Genomic DNA, 16,744 nt, shown 5'->3' with positions numbered 1-16,744 from the left:
GGCCCCCACGCTCGATCGCCGCTCAGCCGTTGGGCCGCAGCGTCCATACGACGGTCATCTCGCCGGTGACGGCACCGTCCCCACGACGGATCTCGATCGCCACCGGGAACTCGGGGCGTTCCCCCGCGTCCAGCTCCGCGACGACATCGGCGACCGGGCGACCGAGGGTCGCGGTGGCCGTGACGGGCCCCATCGCCAGCTTCTTGTACGCGATCTCGGCGCGCACGGCGAGCGGCACGGCCCGCGAGAGCTGCTCCCCGAACGCGGCCAGCACGATCGTGCCGCTCGCGGTCTCCCCGAGCGTGAACAACGCACCGGCGTGCGGCCCGCCGACGTGGTTGTGGAACTCGCCCTGGTCCGGCAGGGTCACCACGGTCTTCTCCGGCGTGGTCTCCACGAACTCGAGCTTCATGGTCCGGGCCATCGGCACGGTGGCGGCGAGCATCTCGCCGATGGACATCTGGTCTGCGCTCATGACGGGAATGTTACCCACGAGTAGCCGCGAGTGGCCAGATCCGTGCGGTGTCGGCAGGATCACGGGCCTGGCTCGGAACGAGTCATGAGCATGGCGCGGAAACGGTTTGGCAGGCGACTGTGCCGCCGGGGACAGTCGTCCGGTGACGTCCCCCGCCGACTCCTCCGAGCACCGCGGCCGCCCCGCCTGGACGGGCCGCAACTACGGCCTCCTGACCACCGCGGCGGTGATCACCGGCCTCGGCGCGAACGGCGCCCTGATCGCCTCGGCGTTCGCCGTACTGGAGGCGGGCGGCGACGGCGGTGACGTGGGTCTGGTGGCCGCCTCCCGCACGCTGCCGCTGGTGGTGTTCCTGCTGATCGGCGGCGCGGTCGCGGACCGACTGCCCCGCCACCGCGTGATGGTGGCGGCCAACGCCCTCAACTGCCTGTCCCAGGCGGCCTTCGCCGCACTCGTGCTCGCCGGGCATCCGCAGCTGTGGCAGATGATGCTGCTGACCGCGCTCGGCGGCACCGGCCAGGCGTTCTTCAGCCCGGCGGCCGAGGGCATGCTGATGTCGTCGGTCCGAGGGGAGCACGCCGGCCGTGCCTTCGCCATGTTCCGGATGGCGACACAGGGGGCGGCCCTCGGCGGGGCCGCGCTCGGCGGCGCGATGGTCGCCGCGGTCGGGCCGGGCTGGGTGCTCGGGGCGGACGCGGCGGCCTTCGCGATCGCCGGCGCGCTGCGGGCCTTCCTCGACGTGAGCCACGTCCCGCCGCGCGAACCGGGCGGCGGGATGCTCGCCGACCTGCGCGAGGGCTGGCGTGAGTTCCGGGGGCGGCCCTGGCTGTGGGGTATCGTCGTGCAGTTCTCGATCGCCAACGCGGTGCTCGGCGCCGCCGACGCGGTCTACGGCCCGCTGGTCGCCCGCGACGCCCTGGGCGGCGCCGGCCCCTGGGGCCTGGCCCTCGGCTTCTTCGGCGCGGGCACGGTGGCCGGCGCCCTCCTGATGACCCGCTGGAAACCACACCGCCTGCTCCTCGCGGGCACCCTGTGCGTCTTCCCGATGGCCCTCCCGTCGGCCGCACTCGCCGTGCCGGTGCACCTCGGCGTCCTGTGCGCGGTGATGCTCCTGGCCGGGACGCTGGTGGAGGTGTTCGGGGTGAGTTGGATGACCGCGTTGCATCAGGAGATACCCGAGGAGAAGCTCTCGCGGATCTCGGCCTACGACTGGTTCGGGTCGATCGCCCTGATGCCGCTCGCCACGGCATTGGCGGGCCCCGCCGAGGAGGCGTTCGGGCGGACGGCGTCCCTGTGGGGCTGTTCGGCGCTGGTCGTGGTGGTGACGGCGGCGGTGCTGAGCGTGCCGGACGTACGCAACCTGCGCCGTCGTACCGAGGAAGTGGCCGTGGCGAGCCGCTCAGCCGATGCCGAACGCCCCGTCGGGGGGCTCGGGTGACGGTACGGCGTCCTCGTCCCGGACGGGTCGCGCGCCGCCGATGAACTCCCGTATGTCTTGGCCGTGTTCGACCCGGGCGGGAAAGGCGTCCGCGGCGGTGAGCCGGGCCAGGGCGGCCGTGTCGACCGGGTGGTGCGAGGCGACCAGGACGGCGTTGCCGAACCGCCGCCCCCGCAGCACCGCCGGCTCGGCGATCAGCACCAGCTCCTCGAACTCCTCCGCGAACGTGGCGAGTTGGGAGCGAAGGAAGCCGAAGGGCGCGGCATCCGCCAGGTTGGCCAGATAGACGCCGTTCTCACGCAGCACCCGTCCCGCCTCACGGGCGTAGTCGAGGGAGGTGAGGTGGGCCGGGACCCGGGACCCGCCGAAGACGTCGGCGACGACCACGTCCGCGGAGTCGGAGGGGGCGGCTTCCAGCCAGGCACGGGCGTCGGCGGTGTGCAGCGCGATACCGGAGCCGTCCGGCAGCGGCAGCTGCTCCACGACCAGCTCCAGCAGTCCCCGGTCGGCCTCGACGACGTCCTGCCGGGACCCGGGCCGGGTCACCGCGAGGTACCGGGGGAGCGTGAGCGCACCACCACCGAGATGCAGCGCGTCCAACGCCCGCCCCGGCTCGTCGACGATGTCCAGCACATGCCCGAGCCGCCGCGCGTACTCGAACTCCAGATACGCCGGCTCGTCCAGATCGACGTACGACTGCGGCGCCCCGTCGACCGTGAGCAGCCAGGCCCGCTTGCGGTCGACGTCGGGCATCAGCTTGGCGGTGCCGTGGTCGACGTCACGGGTCACGGGTATGGGCTCGGTCACGACTCCATTGTGGGGCACCGCAGTGCCGCCCAGGGGGCGCGGGGCCGCATCGATGTGCGGCTCCGCCGCGTGGGCGCGACCGGCCACAACGGACCCGCAGTCCCCCACGCACCTGAGCCCCCCTCACACAAGGGCCGTGACAGTCCCCGCCCCCACGGTCCGACCGCCCTCACGGATGGCGAACCCGAGCCCCGGCTCCAAGGGAACGTCACGCCCCAGCTCAACGGTCATCATCACCGTCTCCCCGGGCCGCACGACCCCCACCTCACCGAGGTCCACGTCACCGACCACATCCGCGGTCCGGATGTAGAACTGCGGCCGATAGCCGGAGACCACGGCCGTCGTACGACCGCCCTCACGCGCCGACAACACATACACCTGCGCCGAGAACCGCCGACTGGGCACCACACTCCCCGGCGCGGCCACCACATGCCCGCGCCGGACCGCGTCCCGAGGCACTCCCCGCAGCAGCAGCGCCACGTTGTCCCCGGCCTGCGCCTCCTCCATCGGCTTGCCGAAGGTCTCCAGACCGGTGACCACGGTCTCGACCTCGGCGCCGAGCACTTCGACCCGGTCGCCCACCCGGACGACACCCCGCTCCACGGCACCCGTCACCACGGTCCCCCTGCCGGTGATGGTGAGCACGTTCTCCACCGGCAGCAGGAACGGCGCGTCCAAGTACCGCTCCGGCATGGGCACATACGTGTCCACGGCGTCGAGCAGCGCCTCGATGGACGACGTCCAGCGCGGGTCGCCCTCCAGGGCCTTCAGCCCGGAGACCCGTACGACGGGTACCCCGTCGCCGCCGTAGCCGTGCGCGGTGAGCAGCTCACGGACCTCCAACTCGACCAGTTCGACGAGCTCCTCGTCCGCCGCGTCGGCCTTGTTCAGGGCCACGACCACGTGGTCGACGCCCACCTGCCGGGCGAGCAGGACGTGTTCGGCGGTCTGCGGCATGATCCCGTCGAGCGCCGAGACGACGAGGATCGCCCCGTCGAGCTGCGCGGCGCCGGTGACCATGTTCTTGACGTAGTCGGCATGGCCCGGCATGTCCACGTGCGCGTAGTGGCGGGTGTCCGTCTCGTACTCGACGTGCGCGATGTTGATGGTGATGCCGCGGGCCGCCTCCTCCGGGGCGCGGTCGATGCGGTCGAACGGCACGAAGGTGCCGGTGCCGCGCTCGGCGAGGACCTTGGTGATGGCGGCGGTCAGGGTGGTCTTGCCGTGGTCGACATGGCCCATGGTGCCGATGTTGAGATGCGGTTTGGTGCGTACGTATGCCGTCTTGGGCATGGCTGAGTACCTCGAAGCCTCTGTGTGGAAGAGCTGGGGACCCCAAGGACTCGCCGACCCTCCCCTCGCGGGGTCCGCCGGACATTCCGGAGAGGGTCAGCTTCGGGCGCCGTCGACAGCGGCCAGGAGGATCGGGACGGCAGCCTTCGGTGCATCCGCGACCGCGGATGCTGCGAGGACGAAGGCGTACCGGAACATGTCGCCGATCATCGCCGACGCTCTGCCCGGCGTCGAATGGTTTTCCGCGCTACGGCAGTTCAGGCCCGCCCCGCCCGCCTCAGGCCCCGATGTTCTTCAGCGCCTCCCGCACCGACAGCGGCGCGAACCGCCCCCGCTCACGCGCCAGGAACGCCCGTACGGCCTCCGGGTCGGTCTTGGCGTACTCCCGCAGCGCCCAGCCGATGGCCTTGCGGATGAAGAAGTCGGGGTGCCCGGACTGGCGCAGGCAGTAGGTGAACAGGCGCTCGGTGTCGGTGCGTTCCTTGTAGCGCAGCTGGTGGAGCAGCGCGGTACGGGCGATCCACAGGTCGTCGTCGACGATCCAGGCGTCCATGTCCGCCGTGAGCGCCGGGTCGGCCGCGACCAGGGCGCCCACGACGTGGGCGGCGAGGAGGTCGACGGTGTCCCACCAGGAGACGGTGGCCACGAGGTGGCGGGCCACCGGCAGGAAGCCGGACGAGCACACGCGCGCGTGGCGGCGCAGATAGTCCACGGCGAAGTACTGGTACTCGCGCTCGGGCAGCCGCCAGCAGCGCAGCGCGATCGCGGTGCAGTCGGCCTCGTCGGGGCGGGGCAGGCCCTCCATGACGGTGCGGGACAGGGCACGGCGCACAGGTGTGGTGAGGCCGAGGAAAGGGGCCACGTCCTTCATGTACGCGCGCGTCGGCGCGGCCCGCTCCGGGTCGGCCGCGGCGGCGTACGTGACGGTGAGCCGATCCAGCACGGTGTCGGCGAGTGTGCTGAAGGGCACGTCCAGAATATCCGTACCTGTGACGCTCATGAGACGAACCATACGGCGATCACATATATCAATCCGTTACTGTCACGGGATGCTCGATGCCACCACCCGCTCTGGGGGCACCGCCACGGCCTCTCCCCGGGCCGCCGCCACGGAGTTCGCCGTCGCCCTGCCCGTGCCCGTCCCGATGGGCCCCGGCGCGCGCTTCACGCGCGTGCTGCTCTCGCCATGGTCGCGGCTGTCGCTGCTGATCGCCCTGCTCGCCGCCGCTGCCACGACGGTGCTGCTCTTCGAGCCGCAGCGGCTGCTGGCGGACGGCTGGCCGCCGCAGCTCGGCGGAGCCGCGGCGGCCGTCGTGTTCGCGGGGGCGTACGGGCTGTGCACGGTGGCGTTCGTGCCGCGGCCGCTGCTGAACCTCGCCGGGGGCGCGCTGTTCGGCTCCCAGGTGGGCATCGGCACGACCCTGGCGGGCACGGTCCTCGGGGCCGGTCTCGCCTTCGGCCTGGGCCGGGTGCTCGGGCAGGACGCGCTGCGACCGCTGCTGCGGGGGCGGTTGTTGAAGGCCGCGGACGGGCAGCTCAGCCGGCACGCCTTCCGCTCGATGATGGCGGCCCGGCTCTTCCCCGGAGTGCCGTTCTGGGCGGCCAACTACTGTGCCGCCGTCTCCAGGATGGGCTGGGTGCCCTTCCTGGTCGCGACGGCGCTCGGATCGATCCCGAACACCGCCGCGTATGTCGTCGCCGGTGCGCGCGCGTCGTCTCCGACGTCGCCGGCCTTTCTGATCGCGATGGCCTGCATCGCCCTGCCGGCCTTGGTGGGGACGGTGCTGGCGTGGCGGAAGCGGCATCATTTGCGCGGCTGAGGGTGCCACGCATTGCCGGTTGGCGTCTGCGGGTTCGTTGAGGCTGGTCGCGCCAGAGAATGGGCGTTGGCCTAGAGCCCTTCCAGAATCATCGCGTTGGCCAACCCACCCGCCTCGCACATCGTCTGCAAGGCGTAACGGGCACCCCGCTCCCGCATCGCGTGCACGAGTGTCGTCGTCAGCCGGGTGCCGCTCGCGCCCAGCGGATGCCCGATCGCTATCGCGCCGCCGTGCACGTTGACCTTGGCCAGGTCGGCGCCCAGCTCCTGCTGCCAGGCCAGCACGACGCTGGAGAAGGCCTCGTTGACCTCGAACAGGTCGATGTCGGCGAGGGTGAGGCCGGCCCGGTGCAGGACCTTCTCCGTGGCCGGGATGACGCCCGTGAGCATCAGGAGCGGGTCGGAGCCGGTGACGGCGAAGCTGTGGAGGCGGGCCAGTGGGCGCAGGCCGAGGCGGGCCGCCGTCTCGCTGGACGTGATGAGGACGGCGGAGGCGCCGTCGTTGATGGGGCTGGCGTTGCCCGCGGTGATGTTCCACTCGATCTGCGGGAAGCGCTCTGCGAAGCCGGGGTCGTAGTAGGCGGGCTTGAGGCCGGCGAGGATCTCGGGAGTGCTGCCGGGCCGTATGCACTCGTCGCGCACGAGGCCCTCCAGGGGTGCCGTCTCCGCGTCGAAGAGGCCGGCGTCCCAGGCCGCCGCCGCCTTGTGGTGCGAGGAGAGCGCGAAGTCGTCCAAGGCCTCGCGGGTCATGGACCACTTCGTGGCGATGAGTTCGGCACTGATGCCCTGCGGGACCAGGCCCTCCGGGTAGCGCCGGGCGACACCGGGCCCGAACGGGTCGGTGCCGGGGAGCACGGCCGAGCCCATCGGCACGCGCCCCATGGACTCCACCCCGCAGGCGACGACCAGGTCGTACGCCCCCGCGAGCACGCCCTGCGCCGCGAAGTGCACCGCCTGCTGCGAGGAGCCGCACTGGCGGTCCACCGTGGTCGCGGGCACCGCGTCGGGGAAGCCCGCCGACAGGACGGCCTGCCGGGTGATGTTGACCGACTGCTCGCCGACCTGGGTGACCGTGCCTCCGATGACGTCGTCGATCAGCGCCGGGTCGACACCGGAGCGTTCGACGAGGGTGCGCAGGGTGTGGGCGAGGAGCTCGACGGGGTGGACGTGCGCGAGGGCGCCGTTCGGCTTGCCCTTGCCTATCGGGGTGCGTACGGCTTCGACGATCACTGCGTCACGCATGGTGCGGGCCTCCACGACTTCGCGAGTACGACGACTACCGGTGAGTAGGAAATCCAAACTCACCATAGCCCTGCGAGTTGGAAAATCAAACCCTCACCTAGACTGGGCGTCATGGCCGCCCCCAAAGACCCGCGCCCCTGTTCCATCGCCGACGCCCTGGCACTCGTCGGCGAGAAGTACTCGCTGCTCGTCCTGCGGGAGGTGTGTCTGGGCAACGGCCGCTTCGACCAGCTGGTGCGCAACATCGGCGCCCCGCGCGACATCCTGGCCGCCCGGCTGCGCCGGCTCGTCGAGGCGGGGATCCTGACCAAGCGCGTCTACAGCGAACGGCCGCGGCGCTTCGAGTACCGGCCGACGCAGGCGGGTCTGGAGCTGGAGCCGGTCCTGATGACCCTCAAGGAGTGGGGCGACCGCCATCTCCGGGGCGGTGTCGAGCTGCCCATGGTGGTCGAGCACCGCTGCGGCAACGAGCTGATCCCGGTCGTCACCTGCCAGGCCTGCGGCGACCCCGTCCGCCACGAGGACCTGACGGCCCATCCGCAGACCGAGGGGTGGACCGTTTCGGGGCCGACGGCGGCCTGATCGCCGCGGCCCTCGTGTCAGCGACAACTCCGCGAGCAGTGGGAATCGTTCTCGTTTCCGCTGTGACTCTTCCCCTGTCGGCAAGCCCTTTCCCGGGGCGCGCTCATGTCCGCATGGGCACGGTGTTCCTCGCCGCCGGGCTCACCGCACCGGTCTGACGGTCAGTCGCCCTTGTAGACGTCCAGCCGCCCGCACATCCCGAACTTCCCGTACGCAGCGGGCTGTTCGGCCCGTACCACGGCGTCGGCCAGGTGACCCGCATCGCCTTGTTCGAGGCGGCCCAGCTGCTCCCCCGTGGCAGCTGAGGCGGCCTCGGCACCCCGGCGCCAGCGCTCGCGCCACTCGGCGAGCCGGGGTCGTACCAGTGCCGCGGCGGCGCGGTGGAAGGCGGCCAGCGGCTCGGGGCCGTCGGCCTCGCGCAGGGCGCGGTAGCCCTCCAGGGCGAGGTCCCGGCGGGCGCGGGCCACCCGGGCCTGCTCCTCCTCCGGCGCGTCCGTCGGGATCGTGGTCGCGGCGGCGTATGTCTCCGGGTCGGTCAGGTACCGCGGCGGCAGCGTCAGGACCGCGTCGCCCGCCTCCGGCAGACCGCTGTTCTGCATCAGGACGGTGATGCGCAGGTCGTCCTCGTTGACCAGGCGGTGGATGGTGCCCGGCGTGAACCAGGCGACCGTGCCGGGTACGAGGGGCGTGACCTCGTACCCGGACGTCGTGAGGGTCTGCACCGCGCCACGGCCGCCGGTGACGACGTACGCCTCCGAACAGGTCAGGTGCAGATGGGGAGTTCCGCCGCAGACGCCGTCGGCGGCGGGCCAGTCGTAGACGGAGAGGTGCGAGACGGCGACGCCGCCCGGCAGTCCCGTGAAGTCTTCGGCGCTCACCATGGGTGTGCCTCCAGGTACTTGGCGATCCCCTCCCGCTCCCAGGCTCCGTCGGCCACGACGACGCGGTAGCGGCGGGTGAGGGTGTCGCCGGGGGCGAGTTCCAGTTCGTCGTAGAACGCCCAGGAGGGGGCCACGGCGGCGAACGGCTCGTTGCGGACGAACCAGTGGGCGGGGTGGGTCCCTTGGACACCGAGGTGGTCGTTCTCGGGGGCGTGGACGAAGACGAGGGTGGCGTGGCCGTCGGTGCCGTCGTGCTCGCCGGAGTAGGCGAGCCAGGGCGCCTGTTCGCCCATCAGGCCGGGGCCCTCGGACTCGGGGCCGATGATCCGGCCGTCCCGGAAGGCGCGCGGGCCGCGCCAGAACAGGCCGGTGTAGCCGGCGAGTTCACGGCCGGCGGTGGTCGGGCTGCCGAAGTGCAGCGGCTCGTCACGGCGGTTGGTGACGGCACTCGTCCAGGTCAGCGCCCAGGAGCCGGACTCCCGGTCGACGTCGTGGATCTCGATCCGGCGCTCCTCGTCGGCCCACAGTTCGCCGCTGTACGGATGCCAGGTGAGCCGTTCCGCGATGACGGCCCGGTCCTCATGGACCTCCACCTCGTCGAAGCCGATGTGCGCCATCGAGCCGACGCGCTCCGGGAGTTGCAGGTACCCCTCGCCGTGGATGTACGAGTTGCCGCCCCACAGGTTGGCACCCGACAGGTGCGAGGCCGTCAGCTGGAGGCCCTTGTGCCAGCGGTGGTCGTTGGGGCGGTAGTCGGTGACGACGTCGCCGGCCAGGGTGCGCAGGGGGTGGATGTACGGCTTCGGGGACTCCCAGGCCGCTTCGGGGGCGTAGACATAGCTCAACAGCTCCACACCGGTGGACGGTTCGGTGATCGTGATCCGGTCGCCGTGGGCGTGGACGAGACGCAGGCCGGTCATGCGGACACCTCCTCGGCAGCGGTCGGAGCCCAGCCGGGCGCGTTGCCGTGCATCGCCGTGTAGAACGGGTCACCGGGGCCGATCTCGCCGGCCTTCACCGTCACGTCCGTGAACGCCGACTTGTACAGTGCGGCGATCAGCTCCAGGCTCGTCCGCCCGTCCGCTCCGCTGCTGCGCGGCCGCTCCGCCGCCCGCATGCTCGCGACCAGCTCCCGCAACTGCTCCAGATGCGAACTGGGCACGTCCGCGCCGAAGTCCCGCCAGGCGGCGGCCTCGTCACCGGGCACGTCCGGGGCCGGCGTGATGCGCCAGTTGGCGTTGCTGTGGCCGTACAGATGGGTGAGCTCGACGCTGGCGCGCTCGCAGTCGATGCGGATGCGGCTGACCTCGTCCGGGCTGAGGACACTGTTCACGATCGTCGCCAGGGCGCCGTTCTCGAAGCGGACCAGGGCGGTCGACACGTCCTCGGTCTCCACGTCGTGCACCAGCCGCCCGGCCATCGCGCGCACCTCGCTCCACGGGCCGAGCAGGTCGAGGAGGAGGTCCATCTGGTGGATGCCGTGCCCCATCGCGGGGCCGCCGCCCTCGGTCGCCCAGCGGCCGCGCCAGGGCACGGCGTAGTAGGCGGTGTCGCGGTGCCAGGTGGTCTGGCAGTGCGCGACGAGCGGCCGGCCCACGGCCTTCTCGGCGAGCAGGCGTCGTACGTGCTTCGAACCCGAGCCGAAGCGGTGCTGGAAGACGATCGAGGCGTACGGACCGCCGTCCTTGCCCTCCTCGGCCTCCACGGCGTCGAAGTCGGCGAGCGTCGGCACCGGCGGCTTCTCGCACCACACCCAGGCCCCGGCGCGCAGCGCGGCGATGGTCTGGTCGCGGTGCAGGGTCGGCGGGGTGCAGATGCTCACCAGGTCGGGGCGCTGCTCGCGCAGCATCTGCTCCAGGTCGGTGTACGCGTGCGGGATCCCGGTCGCCCGGCAGAACTCCTCGACGGCGGTGGCATCGATGTCAACGGCTGCTACGACCTCCGTCTCACCCTCCTCCGCCAGCCTGGCCAGCGCGGGCAGGTGCGAGCCCCGCCCGATGGCGCCGATGCCGACGAGAGCGGCCCGGATGCGGCGGCCGGCGAGCGGGGTGGAGGGGGTCGGGGACGTCCCGGGCTGGGTCTCGGGCGTGGACATGGACGCGATCAGCACTCCTCCGCAAACGACGAGCCACGAGGAGGGGCAGCTAGCAAGCGCTTTCTCCTTCCAGCAACGTAAGCTCCGTCCCCGCACAAGGTCAACCACCCGACACCCGGGGCGGGAGATGGCCTGCGACTCAGAGGCGTGAGGAGTGATCGCCGCCCGGGCTCGCCCGGGCTCGCCGGTGCCCGTGGAACCCCTGTGCCGGGGCCGCCGTCGCCGGACGCTAGGCTGCTTTGCACACCCGTGATCAGCACGCCCGGCGGCGTGACGTTCCGTCGCGCCCGCGACGACGAGCACTTGGACGCCGTACCTCCATGTCTTGGTTTGAATCCCTCATCCTCGGGCTCGTCCAGGGGCTGACCGAGTTCCTTCCCGTCTCCTCCAGTGCGCATCTGCGGCTGACCGCGGCCTTCTCGGGCTGGAAGGACCCGGGAGCGGCCTTCACGGCGATCACGCAGATCGGCACGGAGGCGGCGGTACTGATCTACTTCCGCAAGGACATCGGGCGGATCGTCTCGGCATGGTCGCGGTCGCTGGTCGACAAGGACATGCGGGCGGACCACGACGCCCGGATGGGCTGGCTGGTGATCGTCGGCTCGATCCCGATCGGTGTGCTGGGACTGCTGTTCAAGGACCGGATCGAGGGACCCTTCCGCGATCTGCGGATCACCGCGACCATGCTGATCGTCATCGGTGTCGTGATCGGCGTCGCCGACCGGCTGGCGGCCCGGGACGAGACGGGCGGGCGGCACCGGGCGCCCAAGCAGCGCAAGACGCTGGCGAACCTGGGCGTGAAGGACGGCCTGATCTACGGCCTGTGCCAGGCGGCGGCGCTCGTCCCGGGCGTCTCCCGCTCCGGCGCGACGATCAGCGGCGGCCTGTTCATGGGTTACAAGCGTGAGGCCGCGGCCCGCTACTCCTTCCTCCTCGCGATCCCCGCGGTGCTGGCGTCCGGCCTGTTCGAGGTCAAGGACGCGATGGAGAGCGACCATGTGTCTTGGGGGCCGACGCTGTTCGCGACGGTGATCGCCTTCGCCTGCGGTTACGCGGTGATCGCGTGGTTCATGAAGTTCATCTCGACCAAGAGCTTCATGCCGTTCGTCTGGTACCGGATCGCGCTCGGCATCGTGATCTTCGCCCTGGTGACGGCGGGTGTGCTGAGCCCGCACGCGGCGGAGTCGGCGGACTGACCTACCCGGTGGGCAGGGTGAGCGCCCAGGGTTCGGGCTCGATCCGGGCGCCGTTGGCCACGTAGGCGATGGTGCGGTACCAGCCGGCGAGGACCAGGAACTCCAGGGCCTCGGGCTCGTCGAGGTGCCGGCGCAGGGCGGACCAGGTGGCGTCGGTCAGCCGTGCGGTGTCATGCAGTTCGTCGACGGCCCGGAGGAGCGCCGTCTGACGAGGGGACCAGGCCGGGTCGTCGGGTGTGCCGTCGGCGGTGAGGGTCGCCTGGTGGGGTGCGAGACCGGCGACTTCGGCGTACGCCGCCATGTGGACGCCCCATTCGTAGGCGCAGTCGGCGCGGGCGCAGACGCGGGCGATCACGAGTTCGCGGTCGGCGTCGGAGAGGTGGCCGTGGACGAGGAGGCCGGCGCCCAGCGCGCGCATGCGGGAGGCGAGTTCGGGGTGGCGTTCCAGGACCTTGAAGAGCATCAGGGGTTCGCGGTCGACGCCGGGTGGCATCCAGCGCTGCAGGGCGCGGTCGGTTTCGGGTGAGTAGGGCGGCGCTACGCCGTCGATGCGCTGCTTCATGCCGACCGACTCTTGCGCTTCTGAAATCGAAGCGCAAGAGTGGGGACGGAAGAAGGCGCGTACGGAGGAGGTCACTTGGACTCGGCCCCCACCCCCGGCCGCCCGGTCCGCGGTTCCAGCACCGGCCGTCCCGTCATGGCGGCCCTGGATCTGCTGGGCCGGCGCTGGACGCTGCGCGTGATCTGGGAACTCCACCAGCACGGCGGCCCGATCGGCTTCCGCGACCTCCAGCGCCGATGCGACGGCATGTCGTCCAGCGTGCTGTCCACCCGCCTTACCGAGCTGCGCGAGGCCGCCGTCGCCGCACCGACGTCCGACGCGACCTGGCAGCTCACCCCATTGGGAGCCGACCTGGTGACGGCGATGGGACCACTGCTGGACTGGTCCCGGGTGTGGGCCGAGCGGCAGCGGTGAGGCCACGCGACCTGACCCGGCAATGCGCCCGCGTCGCGGGTTCGACAGTGACGTGCACGGGGGGCCGCCTGGGCCAACACCTCTACGCCATACGGGAGTTCCACCGCGGAACGAACCGGCGCGGATGGTGTGCAGTCGCCTGGAGCGACTGACTTACCAGTCAGTGACAGCGGGCGTGATCATGGAACCGTGACCAATGACATACGGGATGAGTAGCCGCTCGGTAGCGCAGTGTCAGTGCTTGCCCCTAGGCTTGTCGGCATGTCCCCCGATTCCATGGCCTCTGGTTCCGTGCGGTCTGCTGCCGAAGTCAACGAGCAGATCCGGGCGCTGTGGCTGCGTGCGGGCGGCTCGCTGTCGCCCCAGGAGCGCGCGGAGTACGAGCTGCTGGTGGTCGAGTGGGCGGCGGCCATCCGGGGCCACGTCGTCAAGGCGGCCTGAAGCGGCCGGCCCGGGATTCCCGGCATGGAGCACCTGGAGAGCGTCCCCGCCCAGCGCGGCCTCGTCATCTTCCTGAACGGCACGTCCAGTTCGGGCAAGTCCAGCATCGCGGCCGAGCTGGTGCGGGTCCTTGAGGAGCCGTACTTCCATATGCCGGTCGACGTGTTTCATGCCATGCGATCCCGTGTGCCGATTCCGCCGGACCAGTTGGACACCGTTCTGCACCGGACCTGGCAGGGCTTCCACCGCGCGGTCGCCGGCATGGCCGCCGCCGGCAACAACATCGTCGTGGACCATGTGTTGAGCGCGGAGTGGCGACTGAAGGACTGTCTGTCGGTCCTCGTCCCGGAGGATGTGGTGCTCGTCGGGGTGCACTGCCCCGTCGAGGAGTTGGAGCGCCGTGAGCGCGAGCGCGGTGACCGGCCGCCGGGCCTCGCCGCCCGCCAGCTGAAGCAGGTGCACGCACACGGCCGTTACGACGTCGAGTGCGACACCGCCGCGGAGACCGCGCGTGAATGCGCCCTGCGCATCAAGGAGTTCCTGCCGAACCGGCCGAGGCCGACCGCGTTCGAGCGGCTGCGGGCCGGCCACGGCTGAGCCTGGACACCGATGGCCGCCCACGGCCGAGGCCCGACACCGGGCGACCATCCGCGCCGAGCCTCAGGACCCACCCAAACCTTGCGCCCAGGACGGCCACTCACGCCCACCTGTAACCCTCCGCCCAGGACGGCCACTCACCGCCCACCCGCCACCCGCAAAACCGCCCCTGTCGCATACGAAGCCTCCGGCGACATCAGCCACGCGATGGCCGCGGCGATCTCCTCGGGCTGCCCCGGCCGCCGTAGCGGAATCGCCTCGGCCATACGGTGAGCCCGGTCCGGGTCGCCCATCGCGGCGTGCATGTCGGTGTCGATCGCGCCGGGCGCGACCGCGTTGACGCGGATGCCGTCCGGGCCGAGTTCCTTGGCGAGGCCCACGGTCAGCGCGTCGACGGCCGCCTTGGTCGCCGCGTAGTGGACGTACTCCCCGGGGCTGCCGAGCGTGGCCGCGCCCGAGGACACGTTCACGATGACGCCGCTCCCCCGCGCCGTCATGAGCTGGGCCGCACGGCGCGAACACAGCAGCGTGCCCAGGAGGTTGACGTCCACGACCCGGCGCAGGGTCGCCGTGTCCGTGTCGGCGAGGCGGCCCAGCAGGCCGGTCACGCCCGCGTTGTTCACCAGCCCCGTGATCGGGCCGAGTTCGCGTTCCGCCGTCTCGAAGAGGCGCTCGACGTCGGCCTCGACGGCCGTGTCCGCCCGCACCGCGACGGCACGGCGGCCGAGCTTCCGCACCCCCTCCGCCACCGCCTCCGCGGCCTCGGCGTCGTGGACGTACCCGACCGCCACGTCATGCCCCTCCGCCGCGAGCCGCAGACAGGTCGCGGCGCCGATTCCCCTGCTGCCGCCGGTGACGACCGTGACGAGACGCTTCATGGGACCTCCTGGACTCCCGCGAATGATCGATCATCGATCACTTTAGTTCTGCCACGAGAGCGTACGACCGCAACCGGTCCGCCAGCGCGTAGACGGGCGTCACCAGCATCAGCTCGTCCGCCCCGGTGGCGTCCGTCAGGTCCGCGAGCCGCTTCGCCACCGAGTCGGGCGAACCGTGGGCCTGGTGGGCACGGAACGCCGACAGGGCCTTCGCTTCGCCGGCGGTGAAGGCGTGGGCCGCGGCCGCTTCGGGGGTCGGGAACGGGACCTCGCTCTGTCCCTTCAGAAGTCCCGCCTTGACGACGTCCATCGGGCCCGCGAGCCGGGCCGCCTCCTCGTCCGTCTCGGCGCACACCGTCTCCACGCAGAGCAGGACGCGCGGGCGGGCGCACCAGCGGGACGGGGTGAAATGGTCGCGGTAGTGGGCGAGCGCGGTCCGGGTGTTGTCGGGGCGGATGTGGTGCGCGAAGGCGATGGGCAGTCCTAGTGCGGCGGCGAGCGCGGCGCCGGCCGTGCTGGAGGACAGCAGCCAGGGTTCCGGGAGGGAGCCGAGCGCGACCTCGTCCAGCAGAAGGCGCAGGATCGCCGACACGTCCTCGCGGTACTCGGCGTCCGTCGTCGGACCCGCCCCTCGGCGCAGGGCACGGGCCGTGGGTTCGTCGAAGGTGCCCGGGCCCCGGCCGATGCCCAGGTCGATGCGGTCGGGGTGCAGGGCGGCCAGGGTGCCGAACTGCTCGGCGAGCATGATCGGCGCGTGGTTCGGCGCCATGACTCCCCCGGAGCCGACCCGGAGGGACGAGGTGGACGCGGCCGTGTGGGCGGTGAGGACGACCGGCGGGAACGCCCCGATGGCCGGGGAGTGGTGGTGTTCCGCGTACCAGAGTCGCTCGTAGCCGAGGTCCTCGATGCCTCGCGCGAACGCGGTGGTGTCGCGCAACGTGTCGGCGGCCCGGGCGCCCGTCTGGACCATGGCCACTTCGAGCGCGCTGAGGGGGATGCTGATCATTCGGTCAGTATAGGAAGGGGCCGGACACCGCATCGCGCCTGAATTGGCCTGTACAGCACCGGAGTTCTGCGGTGGGGTCGTGCCATGCGAGCCATCGTGGTGGGCGCCGGCATCGGAGGACTGGCCGCGACACTGAGTGCGATGGTGCCGTTCCAGGCCCAGGGCGCGGCTCAGGCGATCATGGACGCGGCGGTGCTCGGTCACGTCCTCACGGACGCGACTCCGGCGGACGTACCCGAGGCGCTCGAACGGTACGCGCGTCAGCGCAACGCCAACGCCACGACCGTACAAGCCAGTTCGGCCAGGGCGGGCGCCGACTACCATCTGCCGGACGGTCCGGAGGCCGAGGCCCGGAACAAGCGCATGGTGGCCATAGCGGCCGAGAACGAGTTCGGCGCCCATGCGGCTTCCTGGGGCGTGGACGTCGTGTGACAAGGAGCCGAATATCACCGCACGCCCCTTGGCCGGACACGCGCCATGCCCAACACTGAGCCGATGACGCAGCGCGTGGAGCTCGCGACCGTGATGGACCGGCTGGCCGTCGACGAGTTGGTCACCGACTACGCGGTGGCGGTGGACGACGGCGACTGGGCGACGTACCGGGGGCTGTTCACGCCCGACGGGCGCGCCGACTACCGGTCGGCCGGCGGGATAGAGGGGGACGCGGGAAGCGTTTCCGCCTGGCTGGCCGAGAACATGCTGCTGTTCCCGATGCGGCAGCATCTGATCGTCAACCGCCGGGTGCGGTTCGGGACGTTGGAACAGGACACCGGCGACACCGCGCGCGTGCAGGCCGACTACGTCAACCCCATGCGCTTCGACTCCCAGGACGCGGAGGGTGCCGCTCCCGACTTCGTGTGCGGCGGGCGCTATGCCTTCGGGCTGCTGCGGACATACGACGGCTGGCGGGTGCGCGAGGTGGTCGTACAGGAGAAGTGGCGGCAGCTGCCCGGGCGGCGGCCCGCCCCGGTGACCGACTGATCTCGGCCCCTCTGTTCCGGATCACCGAAAACACGCA

General features: G+C 71.5%; 20 protein-coding genes. 9 read left to right on the top strand and 11 right to left on the bottom strand.

The window, feature by feature from the left end:
* Positions 1-22: 22 nt before the first annotated feature.
* On the bottom strand, positions 23-460 hold the full coding sequence (locus ACWC09_RS04590; protein WP_450848723.1) for a DUF4442 domain-containing protein: 438 nt from the start codon (positions 458-460) through the stop codon (positions 23-25).
* Between the two features lie 157 nt (positions 461-617).
* Between ACWC09_RS04590 and ACWC09_RS04585 the strand changes: the two genes are divergently transcribed.
* Entirely contained in the window at positions 618-1,913 is a 1,296-nt protein-coding gene (locus ACWC09_RS04585; RefSeq protein ID WP_450848442.1) for an MFS transporter, read from the top strand.
* On the opposite strand, the gene ACWC09_RS04580 is transcribed toward ACWC09_RS04585, so the two are convergent.
* From ACWC09_RS04580 to ACWC09_RS04570, 3 genes are all read right to left on the bottom strand, one after another.
* Positions 1,875-2,720 carry a spermidine synthase gene (locus ACWC09_RS04580; protein WP_450848440.1) on the bottom strand — a complete coding sequence of 282 codons (846 nt, stop codon included), beginning with the start codon at positions 2,718-2,720 and terminating at the stop codon, positions 1,875-1,877. The two genes, ACWC09_RS04585 and ACWC09_RS04580, sit on opposite strands and share 39 nt — an antisense overlap.
* 123 nt (positions 2,721-2,843) lie before the next feature.
* Positions 2,844-4,013, bottom strand: coding sequence for an elongation factor Tu (gene tuf, locus ACWC09_RS04575; protein ID WP_450848438.1), 1,170 nt, complete (start codon positions 4,011-4,013; stop codon positions 2,844-2,846).
* A 277-nt stretch (positions 4,014-4,290) separates the two neighbouring features.
* A complete protein-coding gene (locus tag ACWC09_RS04570; RefSeq protein WP_450848436.1) occupies positions 4,291-5,013 on the bottom strand; it encodes a DNA alkylation repair protein in 723 nt (240 codons plus the stop codon).
* Between the two features lie 49 nt (positions 5,014-5,062).
* Here ACWC09_RS04570 and ACWC09_RS04565 point away from each other — a divergent pair, with 49 nt between their 5' ends.
* Positions 5,063-5,833, top strand: a complete 771-nt coding sequence (locus ACWC09_RS04565; protein WP_450848434.1) for a TVP38/TMEM64 family protein — start codon at positions 5,063-5,065, stop codon at positions 5,831-5,833.
* A 71-nt stretch (positions 5,834-5,904) separates the two neighbouring features.
* Here the strand turns inward: ACWC09_RS04565 and ACWC09_RS04560 are convergent, their stop codons facing one another.
* The gene (locus tag ACWC09_RS04560) at positions 5,905-7,074 is read right to left on the bottom strand and encodes a thiolase family protein (RefSeq protein ID WP_450848432.1); all 1,170 of its coding nucleotides are present in this window, start codon (positions 7,072-7,074) and stop codon (positions 5,905-5,907) included.
* 111 nt (positions 7,075-7,185) lie between these two features.
* Between ACWC09_RS04560 and ACWC09_RS04555 the strand changes: the two genes are divergently transcribed.
* Positions 7,186-7,656, top strand: a complete 471-nt coding sequence (locus ACWC09_RS04555; protein ID WP_450848430.1) for a winged helix-turn-helix transcriptional regulator — start codon at positions 7,186-7,188, stop codon at positions 7,654-7,656.
* Positions 7,657-7,817: 161 nt separating this feature from the next.
* Here ACWC09_RS04555 and ACWC09_RS04550 read toward each other — a convergent pair whose 3' ends face one another.
* The 3 genes from ACWC09_RS04550 to ACWC09_RS04540 are packed head-to-tail and all read right to left on the bottom strand — an operon-like array spanning position 7,818 to position 10,632.
* Positions 7,818-8,537 carry a cupin domain-containing protein gene (locus ACWC09_RS04550; protein ID WP_450848429.1) on the bottom strand — a complete coding sequence of 240 codons (720 nt, stop codon included), beginning with the start codon at positions 8,535-8,537 and terminating at the stop codon, positions 7,818-7,820.
* Positions 8,531-9,457 carry a DUF6807 domain-containing protein gene (locus ACWC09_RS04545; RefSeq protein ID WP_450848427.1) on the bottom strand — a complete coding sequence of 309 codons (927 nt, stop codon included), beginning with the start codon at positions 9,455-9,457 and terminating at the stop codon, positions 8,531-8,533. The genes ACWC09_RS04550 and ACWC09_RS04545 overlap by 7 nt, the downstream gene beginning before the upstream one ends.
* Entirely contained in the window at positions 9,454-10,632 is a 1,179-nt protein-coding gene (locus ACWC09_RS04540) for a Gfo/Idh/MocA family protein (RefSeq protein ID WP_450848425.1), read from the bottom strand. The genes ACWC09_RS04545 and ACWC09_RS04540 overlap by 4 nt, the downstream gene beginning before the upstream one ends.
* Positions 10,633-10,952: 320 nt before the next feature.
* Here ACWC09_RS04540 and ACWC09_RS04535 point away from each other — a divergent pair, with 320 nt between their 5' ends.
* Entirely contained in the window at positions 10,953-11,828 is an 876-nt protein-coding gene (locus tag ACWC09_RS04535; RefSeq protein ID WP_450848423.1) for an undecaprenyl-diphosphate phosphatase, read from the top strand.
* Between the two features lies 1 nt (position 11,829).
* Here the strand turns inward: ACWC09_RS04535 and ACWC09_RS04530 are convergent, their stop codons facing one another.
* Positions 11,830-12,390 carry a carboxymuconolactone decarboxylase family protein gene (locus tag ACWC09_RS04530; protein WP_450848421.1) on the bottom strand — a complete coding sequence of 187 codons (561 nt, stop codon included), beginning with the start codon at positions 12,388-12,390 and terminating at the stop codon, positions 11,830-11,832.
* A gap of 135 nt (positions 12,391-12,525) precedes the next feature.
* On the opposite strand from ACWC09_RS04530, the gene ACWC09_RS04525 reads away from it, so the two are divergent.
* The 3 genes from ACWC09_RS04525 (at position 12,526) to ACWC09_RS04515 (ending at position 13,842) form a co-directional block, all read left to right on the top strand.
* On the top strand, positions 12,526-12,804 hold the full coding sequence (locus ACWC09_RS04525; protein WP_450848721.1) for a winged helix-turn-helix transcriptional regulator: 279 nt from the start codon (positions 12,526-12,528) through the stop codon (positions 12,802-12,804).
* Between the two features lie 261 nt (positions 12,805-13,065).
* Positions 13,066-13,245: a hypothetical protein gene (locus tag ACWC09_RS04520; protein WP_450848419.1), complete on the top strand. Its 180-nt coding sequence runs from the start codon at positions 13,066-13,068 to the stop codon at positions 13,243-13,245.
* A 24-nt stretch (positions 13,246-13,269) separates the two neighbouring features.
* Positions 13,270-13,842 (top strand): chloramphenicol phosphotransferase CPT family protein, encoded by a 573-nt coding sequence (locus ACWC09_RS04515; RefSeq protein ID WP_450848417.1) that lies wholly within the window; start codon positions 13,270-13,272, stop codon positions 13,840-13,842.
* Between the two features lie 137 nt (positions 13,843-13,979).
* Here ACWC09_RS04515 and ACWC09_RS04510 read toward each other — a convergent pair whose 3' ends face one another.
* Together ACWC09_RS04510 and ACWC09_RS04505 are read right to left on the bottom strand one after the other, a co-directional pair.
* Positions 13,980-14,720, bottom strand: coding sequence for an SDR family NAD(P)-dependent oxidoreductase (locus ACWC09_RS04510; protein ID WP_450848416.1), 741 nt, complete (start codon positions 14,718-14,720; stop codon positions 13,980-13,982).
* A gap of 37 nt (positions 14,721-14,757) precedes the next feature.
* Positions 14,758-15,726: an LLM class flavin-dependent oxidoreductase gene (locus ACWC09_RS04505; protein WP_450848414.1), complete on the bottom strand. Its 969-nt coding sequence runs from the start codon at positions 15,724-15,726 to the stop codon at positions 14,758-14,760.
* 84 nt (positions 15,727-15,810) lie between these two features.
* Between ACWC09_RS04505 and ACWC09_RS04500 the strand changes: the two genes are divergently transcribed.
* Positions 15,811-16,158 (top strand): FAD-dependent oxidoreductase, encoded by a 348-nt coding sequence (locus ACWC09_RS04500; RefSeq protein WP_450848412.1) that lies wholly within the window; start codon positions 15,811-15,813, stop codon positions 16,156-16,158.
* A 63-nt stretch (positions 16,159-16,221) separates the two neighbouring features.
* Positions 16,222-16,707, top strand: coding sequence for a nuclear transport factor 2 family protein (locus ACWC09_RS04495; RefSeq protein WP_450848410.1), 486 nt, complete (start codon positions 16,222-16,224; stop codon positions 16,705-16,707).
* Positions 16,708-16,744: the final 37 nt, after the last annotated feature.

It is taken from the genome of Streptomyces sp. NPDC001617 (genome assembly GCF_053596855.1).
Note: the sequence above shows the minus strand (reverse complement) of the source record. Positions and strands in the feature narration are given on the sequence as shown.